The organism is Streptosporangium sp. CA-135522, from assembly GCF_050949235.1.
Classification (GTDB): domain Bacteria; phylum Actinomycetota; class Actinomycetes; order Streptosporangiales; family Streptosporangiaceae; genus Streptosporangium.
This window is the reverse complement of the sequence record NZ_CP192026.1, coordinates 7,721,172-7,740,738: the sequence shown is the minus strand read 5'-3', so window position 1 is coordinate 7,740,738 and position 19,567 is coordinate 7,721,172. Positions and strand designations below refer to the sequence as shown.

15 protein-coding genes are annotated in these 19,567 nt (G+C 71.3%); 7 read left to right on the top strand and 8 right to left on the bottom strand.

Features of this window, described 5'->3' with window-relative positions; genetic code table 11:
• Positions 1-284: 284 nt before the first annotated feature.
• The gene (locus ACQPYK_RS36580) at positions 285-890 is read right to left on the bottom strand and encodes a GNAT family N-acetyltransferase (protein ID WP_433241632.1); all 606 of its coding nucleotides are present in this window, start codon (positions 888-890) and stop codon (positions 285-287) included.
• 457 nt (positions 891-1,347) lie between these two features.
• On the opposite strand from ACQPYK_RS36580, the gene ACQPYK_RS36575 reads away from it, so the two are divergent.
• The gene (locus tag ACQPYK_RS36575; protein ID WP_433241629.1) at positions 1,348-2,169 is read left to right on the top strand and encodes a TauD/TfdA dioxygenase family protein; all 822 of its coding nucleotides are present in this window, start codon (positions 1,348-1,350) and stop codon (positions 2,167-2,169) included.
• A 108-nt stretch (positions 2,170-2,277) separates the two neighbouring features.
• The gene (locus tag ACQPYK_RS36570) at positions 2,278-4,347 is read left to right on the top strand and encodes a RecQ family ATP-dependent DNA helicase (RefSeq protein WP_433259022.1); all 2,070 of its coding nucleotides are present in this window, start codon (positions 2,278-2,280) and stop codon (positions 4,345-4,347) included.
• Between the two features lie 234 nt (positions 4,348-4,581).
• Here the strand turns inward: ACQPYK_RS36570 and ACQPYK_RS36565 are convergent, their stop codons facing one another.
• Positions 4,582-5,475 (bottom strand): carbohydrate kinase family protein, encoded by an 894-nt coding sequence (locus ACQPYK_RS36565; protein ID WP_433241626.1) that lies wholly within the window; start codon positions 5,473-5,475, stop codon positions 4,582-4,584.
• A gap of 148 nt (positions 5,476-5,623) precedes the next feature.
• Between ACQPYK_RS36565 and ACQPYK_RS36560 the strand changes: the two genes are divergently transcribed.
• From ACQPYK_RS36560 to ACQPYK_RS36545, 4 genes are all read left to right on the top strand, one after another.
• A complete protein-coding gene (locus tag ACQPYK_RS36560; protein WP_433241623.1) occupies positions 5,624-8,269 on the top strand; it encodes a GNAT family N-acetyltransferase in 2,646 nt (881 codons plus the stop codon).
• A gap of 244 nt (positions 8,270-8,513) precedes the next feature.
• The gene (locus ACQPYK_RS36555; RefSeq protein ID WP_089207763.1) at positions 8,514-9,104 is read left to right on the top strand and encodes a DUF5998 family protein; all 591 of its coding nucleotides are present in this window, start codon (positions 8,514-8,516) and stop codon (positions 9,102-9,104) included.
• Positions 9,101-10,216: an alkaline phosphatase family protein gene (locus ACQPYK_RS36550; RefSeq protein WP_433241619.1), complete on the top strand. Its 1,116-nt coding sequence runs from the start codon at positions 9,101-9,103 to the stop codon at positions 10,214-10,216. The genes ACQPYK_RS36555 and ACQPYK_RS36550 overlap by 4 nt, the downstream gene beginning before the upstream one ends.
• Positions 10,213-11,025 (top strand): sulfurtransferase, encoded by an 813-nt coding sequence (locus tag ACQPYK_RS36545; protein ID WP_433241616.1) that lies wholly within the window; start codon positions 10,213-10,215, stop codon positions 11,023-11,025. The genes ACQPYK_RS36550 and ACQPYK_RS36545 overlap by 4 nt, the downstream gene beginning before the upstream one ends.
• Here ACQPYK_RS36545 and ACQPYK_RS36540 read toward each other — a convergent pair.
• From ACQPYK_RS36540 to ACQPYK_RS36525, 4 genes are all read right to left on the bottom strand, one after another.
• The gene (locus ACQPYK_RS36540) at positions 10,965-13,397 is read right to left on the bottom strand and encodes a CHAT domain-containing protein (RefSeq protein ID WP_433241613.1); all 2,433 of its coding nucleotides are present in this window, start codon (positions 13,395-13,397) and stop codon (positions 10,965-10,967) included. The two genes, ACQPYK_RS36545 and ACQPYK_RS36540, sit on opposite strands and share 61 nt — an antisense overlap.
• Positions 13,398-13,862 (bottom strand): hypothetical protein, encoded by a 465-nt coding sequence (locus ACQPYK_RS36535; protein ID WP_433241610.1) that lies wholly within the window; start codon positions 13,860-13,862, stop codon positions 13,398-13,400. It lies immediately after the preceding gene.
• On the bottom strand, positions 13,859-14,431 hold the full coding sequence (locus tag ACQPYK_RS36530) for an RNA polymerase sigma factor (RefSeq protein WP_433241607.1): 573 nt from the start codon (positions 14,429-14,431) through the stop codon (positions 13,859-13,861). The genes ACQPYK_RS36535 and ACQPYK_RS36530 overlap by 4 nt, the downstream gene beginning before the upstream one ends.
• A gap of 61 nt (positions 14,432-14,492) precedes the next feature.
• Positions 14,493-15,545, bottom strand: a complete 1,053-nt coding sequence (locus ACQPYK_RS36525) for a S8 family peptidase (protein WP_433241604.1) — start codon at positions 15,543-15,545, stop codon at positions 14,493-14,495.
• A 204-nt stretch (positions 15,546-15,749) separates the two neighbouring features.
• Between ACQPYK_RS36525 and ACQPYK_RS36520 the strand changes: the two genes are divergently transcribed.
• A complete protein-coding gene (locus ACQPYK_RS36520; RefSeq protein WP_433241601.1) occupies positions 15,750-16,244 on the top strand; it encodes a DUF3145 domain-containing protein in 495 nt (164 codons plus the stop codon).
• Between the two features lie 194 nt (positions 16,245-16,438).
• Here ACQPYK_RS36520 and ACQPYK_RS36515 read toward each other — a convergent pair whose 3' ends face one another.
• Both ACQPYK_RS36515 and ACQPYK_RS36510 read right to left on the bottom strand, forming a co-directional pair.
• Positions 16,439-17,707: a hypothetical protein gene (locus tag ACQPYK_RS36515; protein WP_433241598.1), complete on the bottom strand. Its 1,269-nt coding sequence runs from the start codon at positions 17,705-17,707 to the stop codon at positions 16,439-16,441.
• Positions 17,708-18,127: 420 nt separating this feature from the next.
• Positions 18,128-19,510 carry an IS30 family transposase gene (locus ACQPYK_RS36510; protein ID WP_433241595.1) on the bottom strand — a complete coding sequence of 461 codons (1,383 nt, stop codon included), beginning with the start codon at positions 19,508-19,510 and terminating at the stop codon, positions 18,128-18,130.
• Positions 19,511-19,567: the final 57 nt, after the last annotated feature.

The window sequence follows — 19,567 nt, the reverse complement described above, 5'->3', positions numbered from 1 at the left end:
CGAGAGGGAAGCGCATCCTCCTTCTGTCTTCGCGGTGTAACGGCGGTCGTCGGCTCGCTGGAGGAGCGTCAGGCCGGTGTGCGGGTATCGGCATATCCCGTGCCGGTGGCGATGCGGTAACGTACGGCGACGTGTCCTGTGCGCTCATGCACGGGCAACGAAGTCATCGAAGGCACCTCCTCGATGATGACGGGGCTGATCCACGAGCTCAACCCCGATCGGCATGACCGGATGCTGTGCCGCGACTCGTTACCATACTCACGCCGTCCGACACTTCCGGACCCCTACACGAGATTCGGCGAGGCGGCGGAGCTGCCGTAGGGGCGAGGCCCGGCTCCCGGCCACGCCCCGGTCGCAGGACCCTCGTACTCATCGCCGGGGGTGTTGGTCTTGGTGTCGTAGACCCGGAACCCCCGAGCCCGGTAGTTGGCCAGCGCGACCGGGCTGTCGAGAGAGCAGGTGTGCAGCCACACCCGCCGGGTCGGCTCCAGGTCCGGCCGGCGCTCGGCCATGTCCCAGGCGCGAGCCGTGCCGACCTCGAGAAGGCGTCCGCCCACGCTCTTGCCGGTCGCCCAGGGCAGAAGGCCGAAGCACGCTATCTCGACCGTCGCGTCGTCGCCGGGCAGAAGCTCGACATAACCCGCCGGGGTGCCGCGGTGGTAGGCCACCCAGGTCTCCACGCCGCGGTCCAGCCAGTCGGCCCACTGCTGCCAGGTCCACGGCAGCCTGTCGGTCCAGTGCCAGTCGCCGCCCACGGCCGTGTTCAGGAACCGGCTGAACTCGGGGGAGGCGACTTCGGCGAGCAGGATGTCGAGCTCGATCGCCGGCGGTCTGGCGGCGAGCAGATCCGAGGGCGAGGTCTGTTCGAGATACCACGTGGTGACGTCCATAGTGAGATGCATCAAACCACGGCGCGGAACCCGGCCGGTCCCTTCGTCCGTTCGCGTCCCGGCCACCGGATGCGGGCGTGCCGAGGCCCGCCGGCCCCGCTCCTCTTCAGGGACCCCCTCGGCGTCGTCTTCCGTGCCCTTCCGAGGCCCTCTCCGAGGCCCTTCGCGGGCCCCTTCGCGGGCCCCTTCGCGGGCCGCTTTCCCCGCTGCTTTCCGGGTCCCTTCGCGTGCTGCTTTCCGCGCCGCTTCCGGGCCGCTTCCGGGCCGCTTCCGGGCCGCTTTCCATGCTGCTTCTCGGGTCCCTTCGCGGGCCGCTTTCCGGGCGCCCCGCCGCGGCATATGCTTGACCAAGCGATTGCTTGATTGGCGCGGTCGAGTGATCCTCACGAGCAAGGGGCCGGCCAGAGGCCGGCTTCCATGACCGGCATGTGGCCACAAATGGAGGGGTGTCCGCGAGATGATCGAGTTCAAGCCCGTCACCAGGCACATCGGCGCCGAGGTAACCGGCGTCGACCTGCGCAAGCCACTGTCGGAGGGTGAGGCCCGGGAAATCCGGCGGGGCTGGCTGGAGCACAAGGTCCTCTTCTTCCGCGACCAGCACATCGACGACGAGGAGCACATCCGCTTCGCGGAGAACTTCGGCTCGATCAACCACCCGGCCTTCAAGAAGAACAGCGGCACCCCGATCCACATCCTCGACCAGACCGACCCCAAGGGGGAGGGCGGCGACGAGTGGCACAGCGACAACACCTTCGAGCCCGTCCCGCCCATGGGCTCGCTGCTGCGCTGCGTGCAACTCCCCAGCGTCGGCGGCGACACCCTGTTCGCGAACGCCCACCTGGCCTACGAGACGCTCTCCCCGCCCATCCAGCGGCTCTGCGACGAGCTCACCGCGATCCACGACATCACGGCCTCGATGAAGAAGGCCATCTCCAAGGGCCACGACTTCGACCTCGCCGAGATCCAGGCCAAGTGGCCGCCGATCGAGCGGCCCGTGGTCAGGGTGCACGCCGAGACCGGGCGCAAGGCGCTGTTCGTCAACCGCTCCTCCACGACACGGCTGGTGCAACTGTCCGACAGGGAGAATGAGGCACTGCTGCCGTATCTGATCGACCACATCCGCTCACCCGAGTACCAGGTGCGGCTGAACTGGCGGCCGGGCACGCTGGCCTTCTGGGACAACCGCAGCACCCAGCACTACGCGGTGGCCGACTACACCGAGCGCCGCCGTATGCACCGGGTCACCATCAACGCCTTCCCCGAGCACCTGGACCGGTAGAACGCCCCTTTTCCGGTACGGCTGCCGCCGCCGGCCAGGGGCCGCACGCCGTACCGGAAGCAAACAGTCACCGGGACCTGGTACCAATGACCGGTGAGCGAAGAGCAGATGCTGCGCGAAGAGGCCGAGGGGCGGCTGCAGGCGCTGGCCGGCGAGCACGCCCGGTTGCGCGAGGACCAGTGGGCGGCCATCAAGGCGCTGGTGATGGACCGGCGGCGGGTGCTCGTGGTGCAGCGGACCGGCTGGGGCAAGTCGGCGGTCTACTTCATCGCCACCGCGCTTCTGCGCGAGCTGGGCGAGGGGCCGACCGTGATCGTGTCGCCGCTGCTGGCGCTGATGCGCAACCAGATCGCCGCCGCCGAGCGAGCCGGGATCAACGCGGTGACGGTCAACTCGGCCAACCCCGAGGAGTGGGAGCAGGTCTACGGCCAGGTCGCCGAGGGCATGGTCGACGTGCTGCTGGTCAGTCCCGAGCGGCTCAACAACCCCGACTTCCGTGACCAGGTCCTGCCCGAGCTGGCCGAGAGCGCGGGCCTGATCGTGGTGGACGAGGCGCACTGCATCTCCGACTGGGGCCACGACTTCCGCCCCGACTACCGCCGGTTGCGCACGCTGTTCGACGAGCTGCCCGAGGGTGTGCCGATCCTGGCCACCACCGCCACGGCCAACGCCCGGGTCAGCCACGACGTCGCCGAGCAGATGGGCGAGGAGACCCTCGTCCTGCGCGGGGCGCTGGAGCGGGAAAGCCTCCATCTGAGCGTCGTACGGCTGAGCGGAGCCGAGCGGCGTCTGGCCTGGCTCGCCCAGGCGCTGCACGAGCTGCCCGGCTCCGGGATCATCTACACCCTCACCGTGGCGGCCGCCCAGGAGATCGCCGCCTACCTGCGCGAGCAGGGACACGAGGTGGCCGCCTACTCCGGGCAGACCGAGCAGGCCGAACGGCTGGCCGCCGAGCAGGCCCTGCTGGACAACAAGATCAAGGCGTTGGTCGCCACCTCCGCGCTCGGCATGGGATACGACAAGCCCGACCTCGGTTTCGTCGTCCACGTCGGCGCGCCCCCGTCACCGGTGGCCTACTACCAGCAGGTCGGCCGGGCGGGGCGCGGGGTCGAGCGAGCCGAGGTGATCCTGCTGCCCGGCGCCGAAGACCGGGAGATCTGGGCTTATTTCGCCTCGCTGGCCTTTCCTCCCGAGCCGGTCGTGCGGACCGTGCTCGCCGCCCTGGAAGAGGGCGGGGTGCTGTCCACGGCCGCGCTGGAGAACCGGGTCGATCTCAGCCGCACCCGGCTGGAGACCATGCTCAAGGTGCTCGACGTGGACGGGGCGGTGCGCCGGGTCAAGGGCGGTTGGGAAGCCACCGGTGAGGCCTGGGGGTACGACGCCGACCGCTACGCCCGGGTCGCCGCCGAGCGCCAGGCCGAGCAGAGGGCCATGCTCGACTACCTCGACACCGCCGAGTGCCGGGAGATGTTCCTGCGTCACCGCCTGGACGACGACACCGCCACGCCGTGCGGGCGCTGCGACAACTGCACGGGCGCGCACCGCTCGCCCGAGGTCGAGGCGCGGGCGGTGGAGCGCGCCGCAGAGAGCCTGCACCGCCCCGGGGTGGAGATCGAGGCGCGCAGGCAGTGGCCGACCGGGCTGGCCGACCTCAAGGGCCGGATCAAACCCGAGCTGGGCGCCGAGCCGGGCCGTGCCCTGGGGCGGCTGACCGACATCGGCTGGGGCAACCGGCTGCGCGGGCTCCTGGCCGACGGCGCGCCCGACGGTCCGGTCCCCGACGACGTCTTCGCCGCGGTGGTCAAGGTGCTGTCGTCCTGGGAGTGGACCCAGCGTCCGGTCGCCGTGGTCGCGATGCCCTCCACCGGCCGTCCTCAGCTGGTCCGCAGCCTCGCCGAGCGGCTCGCCCAGGTCGGCCGTCTGACCTATCTGGGTGATCTGGGATACCGGTCGGGCTCGCCGGGACGGCAGTTCAACAGCGCACAGCGGGTCCAGGCCATCCGCGCCACCTTGGCCATGCCCTCGGCGCTCGGTGCCGCCATCACCCAGACGAACGGCCCGGTCCTGCTGGTCGACGATCGTGTCGACACCGGCTGGAGCATGACGCTCGCCGCGGCCATGATCCGCCATGCCGGAGCTCCCGCCGTGCTGCCGCTCACCCTGGCGGTGACGAGCTAGCCGAACGGTGAGACCCCCGAGGAGCCTGCCCTTCCGGGCGCCGGGTCGTGAGGTGTCGTGTCCGTTCCGGGCGTCGAACCTCCACGCCCGGGGACGCAGCCTCCCGGATCGTGGCATGGCGTGACGGCGCGCGAGGGGTGATTCACGGGAGCGCCGGACCGCGGACGGAACCGGGTGCGGCGGTCGGCGCCCTCGTGGGCGGGCCGTAGGGAGACGAGCCGGAGGGGAGCGCGGTCAGAGGCGGGGGCGGGCGCCCAGGTGCGAGATGGCCCTGGCCGCCAGGCGGCAGCCGGAGGCGAGCGCGTCGGCGGGGGGCTTGCCCTCCAGCCAGGCCGGCAGGAAGCCGGCGGTGAAGGCGTCGCCGGCGCCGGTGCCGTCGACCACGCGCTCCACGGTCTCGGCCGGCACCTTGACCGGCTCGGCGCGGCTGTTGGTGTACCACAGGGCGCCCTCGTCGTTGAGCTTGACGACGACCTGGGGGAACCAGGCGGTGAGCACCTTCGCCGCCGCGGCGGGGTCGTCGCGGCCGGTCAGGACCTTGGCCTGGTCGACGTTGGCGAACAGCAGCTTGGCGTTCTGGGTCCACTCGAGGAACGGCTCGGCTCCGGTGCGCTCCAGCGGCGCGGAGGAGGAGCAGTCGACCGAGACGGACATGCCGGCACGGCGGGCCATCTCAAGGGAGGCCAGACCGGCCTCGCGCGAGCCCTCGTTGATCAGGGTGTAACCCGACAGGTGCAGGTGGCCGCCCTGGGAGAACAGGTCTCGGGGGAGGTCCTCGGGGGACAGCGCGGCGTTCGCTCCCGGGTCGGAGAGCATGGTGCGCTCACCCTTGTGGGTGACGAGCACCACGCACGTGCCCGTCGGCCGCTCAGGGTCCATGACGAGGCGGGCGTCGACGCCGTAGCCCATCAGCTCCATGTCGCGGTTACGCCCCGTGATGTCGGCGCCGCGGCGTCCGATGAAGGCCACCTCGGCTCCCTCGACGGCGAGCCAGGAGGCGATGTTGGCGCCCGAGCCCCCGCCGTGCATGGTGACGATCGCCGGTGTGTCGCTGGCCCTGGCCAACGGGTAGCGAGCCCGCGCGACCGCGTCGGTCATGAGATCGCCCACCACGACCACCCGCGTCATGATGTCACCACCTTGCTGCCTTCGATGCTGACGTGCCTCTAGCCGCGAAAAACTTAACAGCTTCCGGCCAGCGTATGGGGTCGGGACCGGACACCGGGCCCTAGTCGATGCACAAGCGTTGTGTGAAGTCGCCCTGCTTGTCCGTCATATGGGATTCGCGTTTACTCTCGGGACTGTGGAGGTTTCTCAGTATCCCGCTCACTGGGAGGCGGACGTCGTCCTGTCGGACGGCGGTACCGCTCACGTACGCCCGATCCGGCCCGCCGACGCCGACCGGTTGCGTTCCTTCTACTCCCGGCTGTCGGAGGAGTCGATCTACTTCCGCTTCTTCGGGCCGAGACCCCGGCTGTCGGACCGCGAGATCACCTGGTTCACCAACGTCGACTACGTGGACCGCGTCGCGCTGATCGCGACGATCGGCACGGAGATGGTGGCGGTGATCCGCTATGACCGGATCGAACCGGGAGAGGCGGAGGTGGCCTTCCTCGTCGAGGACGCCCACCAGGGGCGCGGGGTCGCCTCCGTGCTGCTGGAGCACCTGGCCGAGACCGCCAGGGAGCGGGGGATCGCCCGGTTCGTCGCCGACGTGCTGCCCGCCAACCAGAAGATGATGGCGGTGCTGAAGCAGGTCGGCTACACCGCGCAGAGCCGCTTCGCCGACGGCGTGGTCCGGATGACCCTCGACCTCACTCCGACCGAGACCGCCCAGGAGGTGACCGCCTCCCGGGAGCACCGGGCCGAGTCTCGCTCGATCGAGCGGCTGCTCTCCCCGGGGTCGGTCGCGGTCGTCGGCGCGGGGCGGGAGCCGGGCGGCGTCGGCCAGACCGTCCTTCGCAACCTGCTCGGCGCGGACTTCACCGGCCCGGTCTATCCGGTGCACCGCGAGGCGCGGGCCGTCGCGGGGGTGCGGGCCTATCCCAGCGTGACGGCCATCGACGGTGAGGTGGACCTCGCCGTGCTGGCCGTACCCGCCGACGGGGTGATCGAGGTGGTCAAGGAGTGCGCGGAGAAGGGCGTGCGCGGGCTGATCGTGGTCTCCTCCGGGTTCGGCGAGACCGGCGCCGAGGGGCGGGCCAGGCAGGACGAGCTGGTCCGCATCGCCCGCGCGTACGGCCTGCGCGTCGTCGGCCCCAACTGCCTCGGCGTCGCCAACACCGACCCGGCGGTCCGGCTGAACGCCACGCTCGCCGCGACGATCCCCGGCCGGGGACGGGTCGGCTTCTTCAGCCAGTCCGGCGCACTGGGCACCGCGCTGCTGCAGCGGGTGGCCCAGCGCGGCATGGGCATCTCCTCGTTCGTGTCGGCGGGAAACCGCGCCGACGTCTCGGGCAACGACCTGCTCCAGTACTGGGAGGAGGACCCGCACACCGACGTGATCCTGCTCTACCTGGAGTCGCTGGGAAATCCCCGCAAGTTCGCCCGTCTGGCCAGACGGATCTCCCGTCGCAAGCCGATCGTGGTGGTCAAGAGCGGCGGCACCACCCAGGGCGTGCCCATCGGTCATGCCGCACCCGTGCTCGGCCTGCCCGACACCGCGCTGAGCTCGTTGTTCGAGCAGGCCGGGGTGATCCGCGTCGACGACCTGATCCAGCAGTTCGACGTGGCGCAGCTGCTGGCCTACCAGCCGCTGCCCGCGGGGCCCAGGGTCGGCCTGGTCAGCAACTCCGACGCCCTGGCGCTGCTGGCGGCCGACGCCTGCGTGCGGGCAGGGCTCGAACCCGGCCCGCCGGTCAACCTCGGCGCCCGGGCGGGGGCAGCCGAGTTCGGCACGGCCTTGGCCTCGCTCATCCCGGACGTGGACGCGGTGGTCGCGATCTACATGCCGCCGATCCCCGGCCCGGCCGACGAGGTCGCCGCCGAGCTGCTGCGCGTCTCCCGCGACTGCGGCAAGCCGGTGCTGGCCACCTTCGAAGGCAAGATCGGCATGCTTGCGGAACTGCGGGTCGGCGCCGCCCCCGAGCGCGGTTCCATCCCGTCCTACGCGGCGCCCGAGGAGGCGGTGCGCGCGCTGGCCCATGTCGTACGGCACGCACGCTGGCTCGGGCAGCCCGCCGGCGTCCAGGAGGAGATCGAGGGCGTCGACACCGCCGGGGCCCGGCGGCTGGTGCTGGCCCAGCTGGGGGAGGCTCCGGCCGAGATCGACGCAGCGGAGCTGCTCGCCTGCTACGGGCTGACCGTGTGGCCCGCGCGGGTGGCCGGGTCGCCGGAGGAGGCGGTCGAGGCGGCGGAGCAGCTGGGCTGGCCGGTGGTGCTGAAGGCCGCCGATCCCGAGGCGGCCAAACGGGCGGGCACGGTCCGCCTGGGACTGTCCGGCCCCGACGGGGTGCGCGAGGCCTTCGCCGGCCTGAGAGAACAGCTCGGTCCCGACGCCGTGCTCGCGGTGCAGCGGATGGTCCCGCAGCCCGCGGTGCCGACCGTGGTCAGTGTCATCGAGGACTCCGCGTTCGGGGCGGTCGTCTCCTTCGGGCTCGGCGAGGTCACCGCGCGGCTGCTGCGCGACGAGGCCTACCGGCTCGCCCCGCTGACGCGTGAGGACGCGGCGGCCCTGGTCAGGTCGCCGCGCGCGGCGCCCCTGCTCTTCGGCGAGTACGGCTACCCGCCGGTCGCCGTCGAGGCGCTGGAAGATCTGCTGGTCCGGGTCGGACGGCTGGCGGACGATCTTCCCGAGGTGGCCGGGCTCGACCTCGACCCGGTGCTGGTGGGGGAGTCCGAGGTGATCGTGCTGGGCGCGCGCGCCGTGCTGAGCAGCCCGCGGGGGCCACGACTCGACGGCGGTCCACGCCGCCTCGGCTAGGCCTCGGCCGAGGCCGCGCCCTGGTGAGAACGGGCCGGTCAATCGAATTCACCATGAAAGCCGCGCCATCCTCCTGCAAATGGCAATTATTCGTAAAGCGGGGGATTAGCTGTTAGTGCCGCGTAAAGGTCCCCGCGCCCGGACGAGGTCACGATTTGACCGGCCGGGGTCACGATTTGCGCCGACGGCCGAACCGCGTGCGCGCGGGGTGAAAGCGTTGCCTCGGACAGGGCAGGATGGACCCATGAGGGAAACCCGACTCTCGGCCGCCGGCCTGCGTGACGCCATCGACCGCAGTGGCTACTATCCCGACCTGGTCGCCGACGCGGTTGAATCCGCATTGGGCAAGGAGCAGGTGGGCGCCTACGTGGTCCATCACGAAGCCACCTTCGACCCGGCCATGGAGGTGCGCCGGCACGTCACCGTGCTGGTGCTCTCGCCCACCCGGCTGCTCGTCTGCCACACCGACGAGCATCCGCCGGTGGAGGGGGTGTCGGCCTCCCACGCCTCCACGACCACCGAGGCCGTGCGCCTGAGCCGGATCCAGTCGGTCGCCGTCACCCGGGTCGTCCCCGACCCCGCTTCCTACGTGCCGGGCGTGCCTCCCACGGAGGTCACGCTCACCATCGGCTGGGGCGCCATCTCCCACGTCGACCTGGAGCCGGCCACCTGCGGCGACGAAAACTGCGAGGCCGACCACGGATACACCGGAGCCATCACGGCCGACGACCTCTCCCTTCGGGTGAGCGAGGCGGCGGACGGTCCAGAGGCCGTCTCCCACGTGCTGGCCTTCGCCAAGGCGCTGTCGGAGGCCACCGCGCGCGCCGCCTCGTGAACCCCCTGATCCCCGCGTACGGCGTGGCCTCGCTCGCCGACCTGTCCTCCTCCCTCCTGGCCGCGCTCGGAATGGAGGAGGACAACCCGCTGGGTCTCGCACCGGCCGGGCGGGTCCTGGTGTTCCTCGTCGATGGCCTGGGCGCCGAGCTGCTCCGCGCCCACCCGGAGAGCGCCCCGTTCCTGTCGGCGCACTCCGGCAGGGTGCTCACCGCGGGCTTCCCCGCCACCACCGTGACCAGCCTGAGCACGCTGGGCACCGGCCTGCCACCCGGCGAGCACGGCATGCTCGGCTACCAGCTCGCCGTGCCCGGCGCCGGCTACCTGCTCAACTGCCTGCGCTGGACCGCCACGGGCCCGCTGATCCCTCCCGACGAGTGGCAGCCCACCCCGACCGTCTACGAACGCGCCGCGGCGGCCGGAATCACCGTCGGCTACGTCGCCCCCTCGGCGTTCGAACCCACCGCCTTCAATCGGGCCGTCTACCGGGGAGTGCGCTTCGTCGGCGCCGACGGCGTCGACGACCGGATCGAGGGCGTCCGCCGGGCGCTGGCCGAGCCCCGCTCCCACGTGACGGTCTACTACGGCGACCTCGACTCCGCGGGCCACCTCCACGGCTGGGGCAGCCCGCGGTGGCTGGAGCGGCTCGCCCAGGTCGACCGGATGGCCGAGCGGCTGGCGGACACGCTCCCGCCCGGCTCGGCGATGTACGTCACCGCCGACCACGGCATGGTCAACGTCACCGAGCGGATCGACGCGAACGCCGTCCCCGCGCTGCGCGAGGGCGTCGCCCTGCTCGGCGGCGACAGCCGCGCCCGGCACGTCTACGCCGCCCCGGGTGCGGCGGAGGCCGTGCTCGCCGCCTGGCGCGACACCCTGGCCGCGAAGGCATGGGTGGCCTCCCGGGAGGAGGCGGTCGAGTCAGGCTGGTTCGGGCCGCGGGTGCGTCCCGAATGGCTGCCCCGGATCGGCGACGTCCTCGCCCTGCCCTACACCGACTGCGCCGTCGTCGCCTCGGTCACCGAGCCGCTCGAAGCGTCGTTCACCGGCTGCCACGGCTCCCTGACACCCGCTGAGCAGTATGTCCCTCTGCTGGAGGTAAGCACCCGATGAACCCGTTGATCACCCCTGAGGACCTGGCCGGCCTGGCCGAGGCGACCGTCCTGGACGTGCGCTGGAAGCTCGGCGGGCCGCCCGGGATCGACTCCTACCGCGAGGGGCACCTTCCCGGCGCCGTCTTCTGCGCCCTCAACGCCGACCTGGCCGCTCCTCCGGGGCGGGCGGGCCGTCACCCGCTGCCTTCCGCCGAGCCGTTCCAAGCCGCCATGCGCCGTCTGGGCGTGTCCGGCTCCCGGACCGTCGTCGTCTACGACGAGGCCGACTCCACCGCCGCGGCCCGAGCCTGGTGGACGCTGCGCCACTTCGGTCACCCGGACGTCCGGGTCCTCGACGGCGGTTTCCGCGCGTGGACCTCCGAGGGCCGGCCCGTCGCCAAGGGAGAGGAGACCGTCTCTCCCGGCGACTTCGTCGCGCGTCCGGGCGGGATGCCCGTGCTCGACGCCGACCAGGCGCTGGAGCTGGCCTCCGACGGGGTGCTCCTGGACGCCCGGGCCGCCGAACGCTACCGGGGTGAGGTCGAGCCGATCGACCCCGTCGCCGGGCACATCCCCGGCGCGGTCAGCGCCCCCACGGGAGACAACGTCGACCCGGCCGGGCGCTTCCACCTGCCCGACTTCCTCCGTGAGCGGTTCAACACCCTCGGGGCCGTCCCCGGCGTGCGGGTCGGCGCCTACTGCGGCTCGGGCGTGACGGCGGCCCACCAGGTGCTGGCCCTGGAGGTGGCCGGCATCCCGGCCGCCCTCTACGTCGGATCCTGGTCCAACTGGGTCGCCGATCCCTCGAGGCCGGTCGCCACGGGCTGATCTCCGTACCCGAAGCAGACGAAGCCGGCCACCCCGGTCTTCCCGCTCGCCGTGCACAGCGCCCGGGCGGGCGGGTGGCCGGCGGCCAGCAGCTCGTGGAAGACCGTCATCAGCGTCAGGGTCTCCTCATCGCGCACCGGGACCAGGCTGGCCACCACGCACTGCGACCCCAGCGACAGGAAGGTGCCCGCCAGCCCCAGCGGCACCCCGTCGGCCGGAGCGTGCGCCATGCCCGCCTCGCACGCCGACAGCACCGTCAACCGTGGCGGCGTGCGTAGCCGTAGCAGGTCGTAGGCCATCAGCGGGCCGTCGTCGAGGGCGATGCTGGACAGCAGCGGACTGCGTGGGGAGAACATCCCGTGCGCGGCCAGGTGCGCCACTTCGGCCCCCTCCAGCGCCGCCAGCACCTCCGGGCGCCGCGCCGCCACCCGCTCCGTCACGGGATGGCAGCCGCCGATCATGTCCGCCTCGGTCTCCGCGCACCGCAGCCCCGGACCGGCGACCGCCACGACCCTCCCGCCGGGTACGGGCCGCCTTCGCCGCCCGGCCAGCCAGGCGGCGGCGCCGACGGCCACGGTCACCGGGCGATCGGCGTTCGACGGCAGGATCGGCCAGGGCAGGGTGTGCAGCGTCCCGGTCGGCACGATCACCAGGGGCCGTTCGCCCAGATGACCGCGCAGCGGGCCGAGGAGCAGCCGCTCCAGCAGCGCCGCCTCTTCGGCCAGCCCGGGTGCCTGTCCGTCGAGCAGGTGCGTCCGGCGCAGGCCGTACCGGAGCCTGACCGTGGCCTCGGCGACGGCCGAGAAAGGACCGAGGCGGCGCAGCGCGACACGGTCCGGGGTGACCGCGACGGCGATCAGCTCATCGGCGTGCCGGACGAACTCCACCAGCGCGGTGTCCCCCAGCGCGGCGCGCAACTCGTCCACGCGGGGTGCGACGGGTCGCCCCCCACCCCCGGTGACCGCCCGCCACCGCTCCGCCCAGGCCAGGACCGTACGGCCCCGCCCGGTCTGCAGGGCCAGGGCCAGCCCGAACCCGGCGAGCGGCTCGCCGGCTCTGACGGCGTGGGCGCGCACCATCGGATCCTCCAGCGCCGTCGCCCCGGCGCCCACCTCGGCCAGCCCGGCCCGGGTGGCGGCGAAGGCCCCGCGCCGGTTTCCCGCCAGCGCCCGACGCAGGGCGGTCGCCTGGTGCGCCAGCACGCCCGGTTCGCCAGCGAGGCGGGCGAGCTGCTCGTCTGCGGTACGGCGGTCGCCGAGCCGCAGCGCGACCTCGGCGGCCGTGAACCTGAGCGCGCCGGAGACATGTCGGTGGCCGGCACCGTCGAGGGCGTCTGCGCAGGAGAGCAGCTCGGTGAGCGATTCCCCGCAGGGCGGGCCGAGCATGAGCCGGGCGCGCAGGAGGATCTCGGTGGCCAGCGGGGCCAGGACCGTGCGCCCCTGCGTGGCGAGCTCGGCCGCGGCCCGCTCCGCGCTCTGCCGGGCGCGGTGCGGGTCGCCGGTGCGCAGCTCGGCCCGGGCGAGCAGGAGCCGAGCCTCGGCCAGAGCCACGTTCGCCCCCGCCGCGGCCAGCTCCGGAACCGCCAGGTCGAGCAGTGCCCGGGCCTCGCCGGGCAGATGGGCGGCGATGAGCGCCTCGGCCAGGTCGCATCGCACCACCGCCAGCCGCTCCGGGAAGCCGAACAGGCGGCTCTCCGCGCGTCGGTAGGCGGTGAACGCGGCGGGCAGGTCCCCCCGCCGCGCGGCCAGGAACGGCAGGTTGCCCTCGGCGAGCGTGAGCACGTGATCCAGACCCGCTCGGCGCGCTAGCTGCGCGCACCGGGTCAGATCGGCCTCCGCCGCCTCGAACTCACCGAGGAACACCCGGGCCAGCCCCCGGTTCAGCATCGCCCCGGCCAGGAATCTGATGTCCTCGCCGAGGACGTCGATGGCGCGGTCGCAGTGGCCGACGGCTTCGGTGTAGCGGCCGAGCCGGCTCAGCGCGACCGCCCGGTGGACGCCGAGCTTGGCCACCTCCACCCGGGTGAGATGAGGTTCGGCGGAGTCGGCGATGGCGAGCGCCTGCCGCGGATGCCCCAGCTCGGTGCGGACATGGACCAGGGAGAGGCGTGCCTGGGCGGCTCGGTGCGGCAGGCCCGCGCCGAGCGCGATGCGCACGGCGTGCCGCAGGTGCTCCTCCGCCAGCGGCAGGTCGCCCAGCTCTCGTGCGGCCACCGCCAGCGCCCGGTGGGCGACCGCCGCGGCCTCACCGTGCGGATCGGCCGCCGAGACGTGGCGCAGCACGCTGCGGGCCAGTGCCCGCGCTCGCGCCGGGGCACGGCCCGAGAGGTCTATCGCGCGCTCGGCGGCGGCGATCGCGTCGTCGATGGTCACCTATGGGCGGATCCGGGTCCAGCTGGTGGCCACGGGGGAGTGCTCCGGCCGGTGACACACCACGCTGAACCAGCCCGGCGGCAGGCCGGTGACGGCGAACTGGCCCATCGGGGAGAGCTCACGTGTCTCGGTGAGGTGCAGGGTGCGCACCTCCACCCGCGAACCCGCCTCCGGACACGGGGAGACCTGTCCGGCCAGATCCACCAGACCGTCCATGGAGGTGACTTCCAGATCCACCGTGAGCCCGGCGGCGGTGAACCGCAGCAGCCGCGCCTCGTCGACCGATCGGACCCCCAGCGGGGTGGGCGTGGCCACCGGCCGAGCCGCCGCGGCGCCGGGCAGCCGCAGGCCGAAGACCGCCCGGGCGGCGACGGAGACGTGCGCGGGCACGGGGTCGTGGCCCGCCGTCAGGCGGAGCGCGGCGATGAGGGACTCGTCGTCGATCGCGGGGGGATGTCGGGTCACGGCGTTGCCTCCTGGGCGGTGAGCATGGTGCGTAGTCGGTTCAGGCAGCGGCCCCGCGTGGGGCCGTAACTGCCGCTGGGCATACCCAGCCGACCGGCGAGCTGGTGGACGCCCGCGTCGGGCGCCGTGGCCATCAGCCGAAACAGTGAGCGGCAGGGCTCGTGCATCTCCTCGACGGCCCGCCACAGGCGGCGGCCCTCGTCGGCGGTCAGCACGGCCACCGCCGGATCGGGGTGGACGTGCCCGCCGAGCGCGGGGCCGGAGGGGTCGTGTTCCGCGTCGGCGAGATCGGCGATCAACCGTTCGCCACGGTTGCGCCTGCTCAGATGGGAGGCCTCACGCTTGGCAGTGGTGAACAACCAGGAACCGATCCGGTCCGGATCGCGGATGGTGTGCAGGTTCTCGACCAGCCGCAGCCATGTCCCCTGCACCGCGTCGGCCGCATCGGCCGCGCTCAGGTCATAGGCGCGCACAGCCGACCACAGCGGTCCCGAGAACCGGCTGACCAGCGCATCCCACGCCGCCTGGTCGCCCGCCAGTGCGGCATGGATCGCGTGCTGGTCACTCACCGGCGCCTCCGAGGTCACGTCGAACACTCTGGGTGTCCGCGCGAAGACTTTGGGTGAGACTTTACCTTGGCGCGGGCACGACGACCCCTAGATCGGGAATTTGTCGGGTTCGCCGGGGGTCGAGAACGTGCGCGGCGGCCTCCTTCGGCGTACGGTCCCCGGCCGCCGCAGCGATCGCCCCGCTGACCACGGCCGTGGCGAAGGAGGTCCCGCTCCAGCGGGCGTATCCCCGGAACGCTCCATGGTCAAGGAAGGCACTGGTCAGCCACTCGCCCCGGGTGCAGGCGTCCACCCATGGGCCGTACGCCGAGAAGGGGGCTCTGGCCTCCTCGGCCGTGTCCAGCGCACCGACGGCGATCACTTCGGGCAGCGCCGCGGGCCAGAACGGGCGGTCCGAGGCCGTGTTGCCCGCGCAGGCGACCACGGCCGTGCCGGCCATCCCGGCCAGCGCGGCCTCCACCAGCGGGGAAGGGAGATCGTCGAAGGTGTGCCCGCCGAAGGAGAGGTTGAGCACCTGGGGCGGGTCGCCGCCGAGCCGGGCCAAGGCTCGCAGCAGTCCCGCCTCATCGCCTATGCCGTGGCTGTCCAGCACCCGCAGCGGGCGCACGCGCGCGCCAGGAGCCGAACGCAGGACCAGGCCGGCCACGAACGTGCCGTGCCCGGCCTGGGCGTCCAGCTCGCCGTCACCGTCCGCGTCGAGCGGCTCGGCGGTCTCACGCCGCTGCCTCAGGAACCAGGGACTCTCGCGCCACCAGGGGTGCGCGGTCAGGCCCGTGTCGGCCACCGCCACGGTGACGTCGCCGTCGGCCGCCTCGGGCAGGAGCGCGGGGTCGGCGGGAAACGGCCGGGAGGCCGGGCCTCCGAAGAAGAGCGGCTGTCCCACCAGGACGTGGTTGGGAGAGGCGGGATGGCCCTGGCCGCGTATCGTGGTCACCAGGTCGCAGACGTCCACGCCGGGGGAGAGCCGGATGCGGAAGATCCCGTCGGCCTCGCTCACGGCGGTGGTCCACCGGGCCGCGACGGCCATTCCCGAGGCGTCGGTCAGCAACTGCCCCGTTCTGATCAGAGCGGGGGCTCCGGGAACGGGTTCCACCCGTTTGATGTCGGCGTCCATCCGGTCCTCCGGGGAGTGATCACCAGGTCGATGGTCTTTTCCCTCCGAGCATGCCCCGAGCCGGGCGCCCGCCGCACAACATCTCGGTATGACCCCCCTCTGGTGCGGCGTCACAACCGACGGTAGTCTCTCCTTCAGTCACTTGTGATCATCCTGGGACGAGGCCGTTGGGGAAGGCGCACCTCGTACGAAACGGGAGGTCCGGTGTCTGCTCGTGGCGTGCTTTACGTCCACTCAGCTCAGCCTGCGCTGTGCCCTCATATCGAATGGGCGGTCGCGGGTGTCCTTGGCGTGCCCGTAGACCTGACCTGGACTCCGCAGCCCGCCGCGCCCGGCCATGTGCGCGCACAGGCCGAGTGGGAGGGTCGTCAAGGTACCGCGGCGGCCATCACCTCGTCGTTGATGGGCTGGCAGCGGATCCGCTTTGAGATCACCGAGGACGCCTCGCCAGGTGCCGACGGGTCCCGCCATGCCTACACCCCGTCCCTGGGCGCCTTCACGGCGGTGATCGGGGCCACGGGCGACATCCTGATCCCCGAAGACCGGTTGCGCTCCGCCATGCTGATGGCGCGGCAGGGCCGTGTGGTGCTGGAGGAGGAGCTGGACCGGCTGCTCGGCAAGCAGTGGGACGCCGAACTAGAGTCGTTCCGTTACGCGGGCGAGGGGGCCCCGGTCCGCTGGCTGCACGCCGCGGTCTGACGAGGCGGCTCCTTTCGCCGGAAGGAGCGGACTCGGCCGGCGACGGAGTCGTGCGACCCGGGGCTCGGCCGGATCCTGTGCCAGGCGACCGGGCTCAGCCGCCACCACGCCCAACCCCTGGGTGAAGAAGTCGCCGTGAGTGCTGTCACGGGGGCCGGCGCCTGCCCGCCGGCCGTACTGTGTGCGCTGAAGGTTCAGTCGGGCTCTTCGGTCATCTTCTCCAGCAGCCGGCGCAGTCTGCGTACTCGACGAGCCGAGTCGATGAGGTTGAGCGGACCGAGGGTTCTGGCGGTCGTTCCCCTCGGGCCGAGGGTGAACAGCGCCCCCGCGTCGCTGTAGGCGGGAAGTGAGAACCCCTGGGCCTTCGAAGCACTACGGGCTTTGGCCCATTCCTCTCTCGGATCGAGCCATCTGGCCTTCTTCGGATCCGAAAGCTCTTCCGGAAATCCCTGAAACGACGGTGCCTCGACAATGCCTTTGGACGGCACATGCGGGAATTCCGGCATCACGAATATCGTGCGGTTCAACCGGTGGTTGGCGCGGAGCCAGTTCATCTCCCACTGCACCCAACGGCTTGCACTCGGGATCATGATGATGTGCTCGGCGGCGGAGGCGAGCCGGGCGAAGAGGTCGCGCCAATGGTCATCCGACTGCTCTTCGATTCGAGGGATTCCGAGCCCCTCCGAAGGTGGGCCCAGCGCAATCGTGGGGTGCCGGTTCGCGGTGGCTCGATAGAGAACGGTTTCGAAGTCAAGATGTGGATGCCACTGGATCCGGTTCCACTCGACGGCGTACGGTGACTGGACCAAAAATCGATCTGTTATCGCGAAGGACCGAAGATAGAGATTGAAGGGCTCTGGTGAGCCGTCGTCGACGACGGCCTGCTTGATGAGATTCGCCCGCGCATCTCGTTGCTCCCGTGTCCGTATCGAGTCGGCTTCGGAAAGGCTGGTCATCCTTCGGGCCGGCAGCCTCAGCAGAAATGACGTCAAGACCGTCGCGCCGAGCGCGGCCGACCCCCAGAGCCAGCCGGACACGCTTGAAATCGTGTTACCGCTCCACAGATGCACGAAAACGAGCGCGAATGCTGCGAAGAGCACCGTTTTCGGAGCGTTGCGGAGCGAGAGTTCGGCGTTCGGCCCAAGGTGGGGATTCCTTATTTTGACCGAAAAACCAAAATCAAGTGACACGCCGATGACCGCCACGACCGCGAGCGTGATGCTGTTCCGATGCCAGCTCAGCGCGTTCGGCAGCCTCTCGACCAGCCATAGCCACGCGCCGAGCATCGCGGCGGAATAGGGATAGGACAAGATCGCGGTCCACCAGGTACGCGCGGAGACGTCGACAAGGTTGATCATCTTCAATTGCACCGCGCCGCCCAGATTGATCGACGACACGAAGATCGACAGGATCGCTGCGATCAGTGCTCGAAGTGAGCCGGGCAGCCATGTCGCGACGAGCATCACAAGCATGAAGCCGCTTGCCTTCCGGTCCGGTCGTCGTCAGAGCGGAGGCGGAAGCCGGAACCGCTTCGCCCCGGGGTGATCGAATGAGCGGTGCGCGTATCCGCTGAAAGGATCGTTTGGATTTTCGCGGTGGACGCCGACGGCGTCTGCCTCGTTGATTATTCTCAGCTATGAACCCCTCGTATGCCACCGTGTGCGGGCGAAAATCCTGCGGTGGCCGCGCCGTTCCGCTCTCCGGAAGTGTTCAGGAGGAGGTTCGAGCGTGCCGCGCCGCTGAGGCGGATCAGCCGGATCGGCGTATGCCGCAGGCGTCGCCAGGGTGGTGGCGGGATCGCCGGAAGCGGGCACCGGCCTTCGACCATGACGACGACGCCCCCGCCGATGGCGGATTCTAGGGATCCTCGCAACACCTGCCACTTACGTGGCTGTCAGTAGATCACGCAGGCGCTCGGCTGGGGTTCCCCAGCCGAGCGTTTTGCGTGGTCGGCCGTTGAGTTGTTGGGCGACGTGTTCGAGATCTGCGGGGCTGTGCACGGACAGGTCGGTGCCTTTGGGGAAGTACTGGCGCAGTAAGCCGTTGACGTTCTCGTTCGATCCACGCTGCCAGGGCGAGTGGGGGTCGCAGAAGTAGACCGGCACGCCTGTGGCCACGGTGAACTGCTTGTGCGCGGCCATCTCGCAACCCTGGTCCCAGGTCAGCGAGCCGCGCAGGTGCTCGGGCAGGGTCTGGATCAGAGGCACCAGCACGTCGCGGACCTCCTCGGCGGTGTGTCCGCCGGGCAGATGTCCGAGCAGGACGTAGCGGGTGGAGCGCTCGACCAGGGTCACGATCGCACTCTCGCTTCGGGGACCGACGATCAGATCGCCTTCCCAGTGGCCCGGAACCGCCCGGTCCTCGACCTCCGGTGGCCGCTCGGAGATCATCACCATCTCGTCGACGAAGCGGCGAGTGCGCTGCTGAGGAGTCTTGCGCGGCTTGCGGCGGGTGCGCCCGGTGCGCAACGCGTCAGCGACCTGGCGGCGCAGTCCGCCACGGGCCTGGACATAGATCGCCTGGTAGATCGTCTCCGGACTCACCCGCATGCTCTCGTTGCCGGGGAACTCGATGACCACAGCGTGACAGATCTGCTCTGGGGACCAGCGTTCGCGCAGCTTGTCCTCAACGTATCGACGCAGCGGACCGTCTGCGGTGAGCTTCGAGGCCTTGGGCCGCAGCCGGCTCTCGGCCCAGGCCCTCTGGGCCCGGTGCGGCTGGTAGATGCCGTCGACCGCCCGAGCGTCGATCTCCCGCTTGATCGTGGACGCCGGTCGGCCCAGAGCTCGTCCGATAGCCCGCAGCGAGTCGCCGGCCCGGTGCATGTCAGCGATCGTCTCCCGCTCGGTCACGTTCAGGAACCGAGGGTGCAGCCGCGCGTCGACCGCCGCGAGGGACGGCTTGGTTGCACTGGCGCTGATGGTGATCACACCGGTCTTATAGTCGATCAGGCGGCCATCAGCGTGCAGTCGCGAATGGCCGATCTGCCGGATGCCCTGGTCCCAGTCCTGGGCGGTGCGCTCGTGGACGCCGACCTGCGCGGCGGCATCGCGGCGTCGGACTCCGGCCGCACGCAGCCGCTCGTACTCCGCCCGGCCCGGATGTCCGGACGCGCCGGGCTTGCCACGACCACGTACACCGGCCCGACGGGCCCACCCGAACGCCGTATTGCGGTTCACCCCGGCTGCAAGAGCAGCAGCGGTGACGCTGCCGTCCTCCCGGTCCAGTGCCTCGAAGAACCTCGCCTTCAGCACCTCAAAACCCATGATCCCCGCAGCTCCCTGACTTCAGGGTGTTGCGGGGATCATTAGAACCCAAGAGTG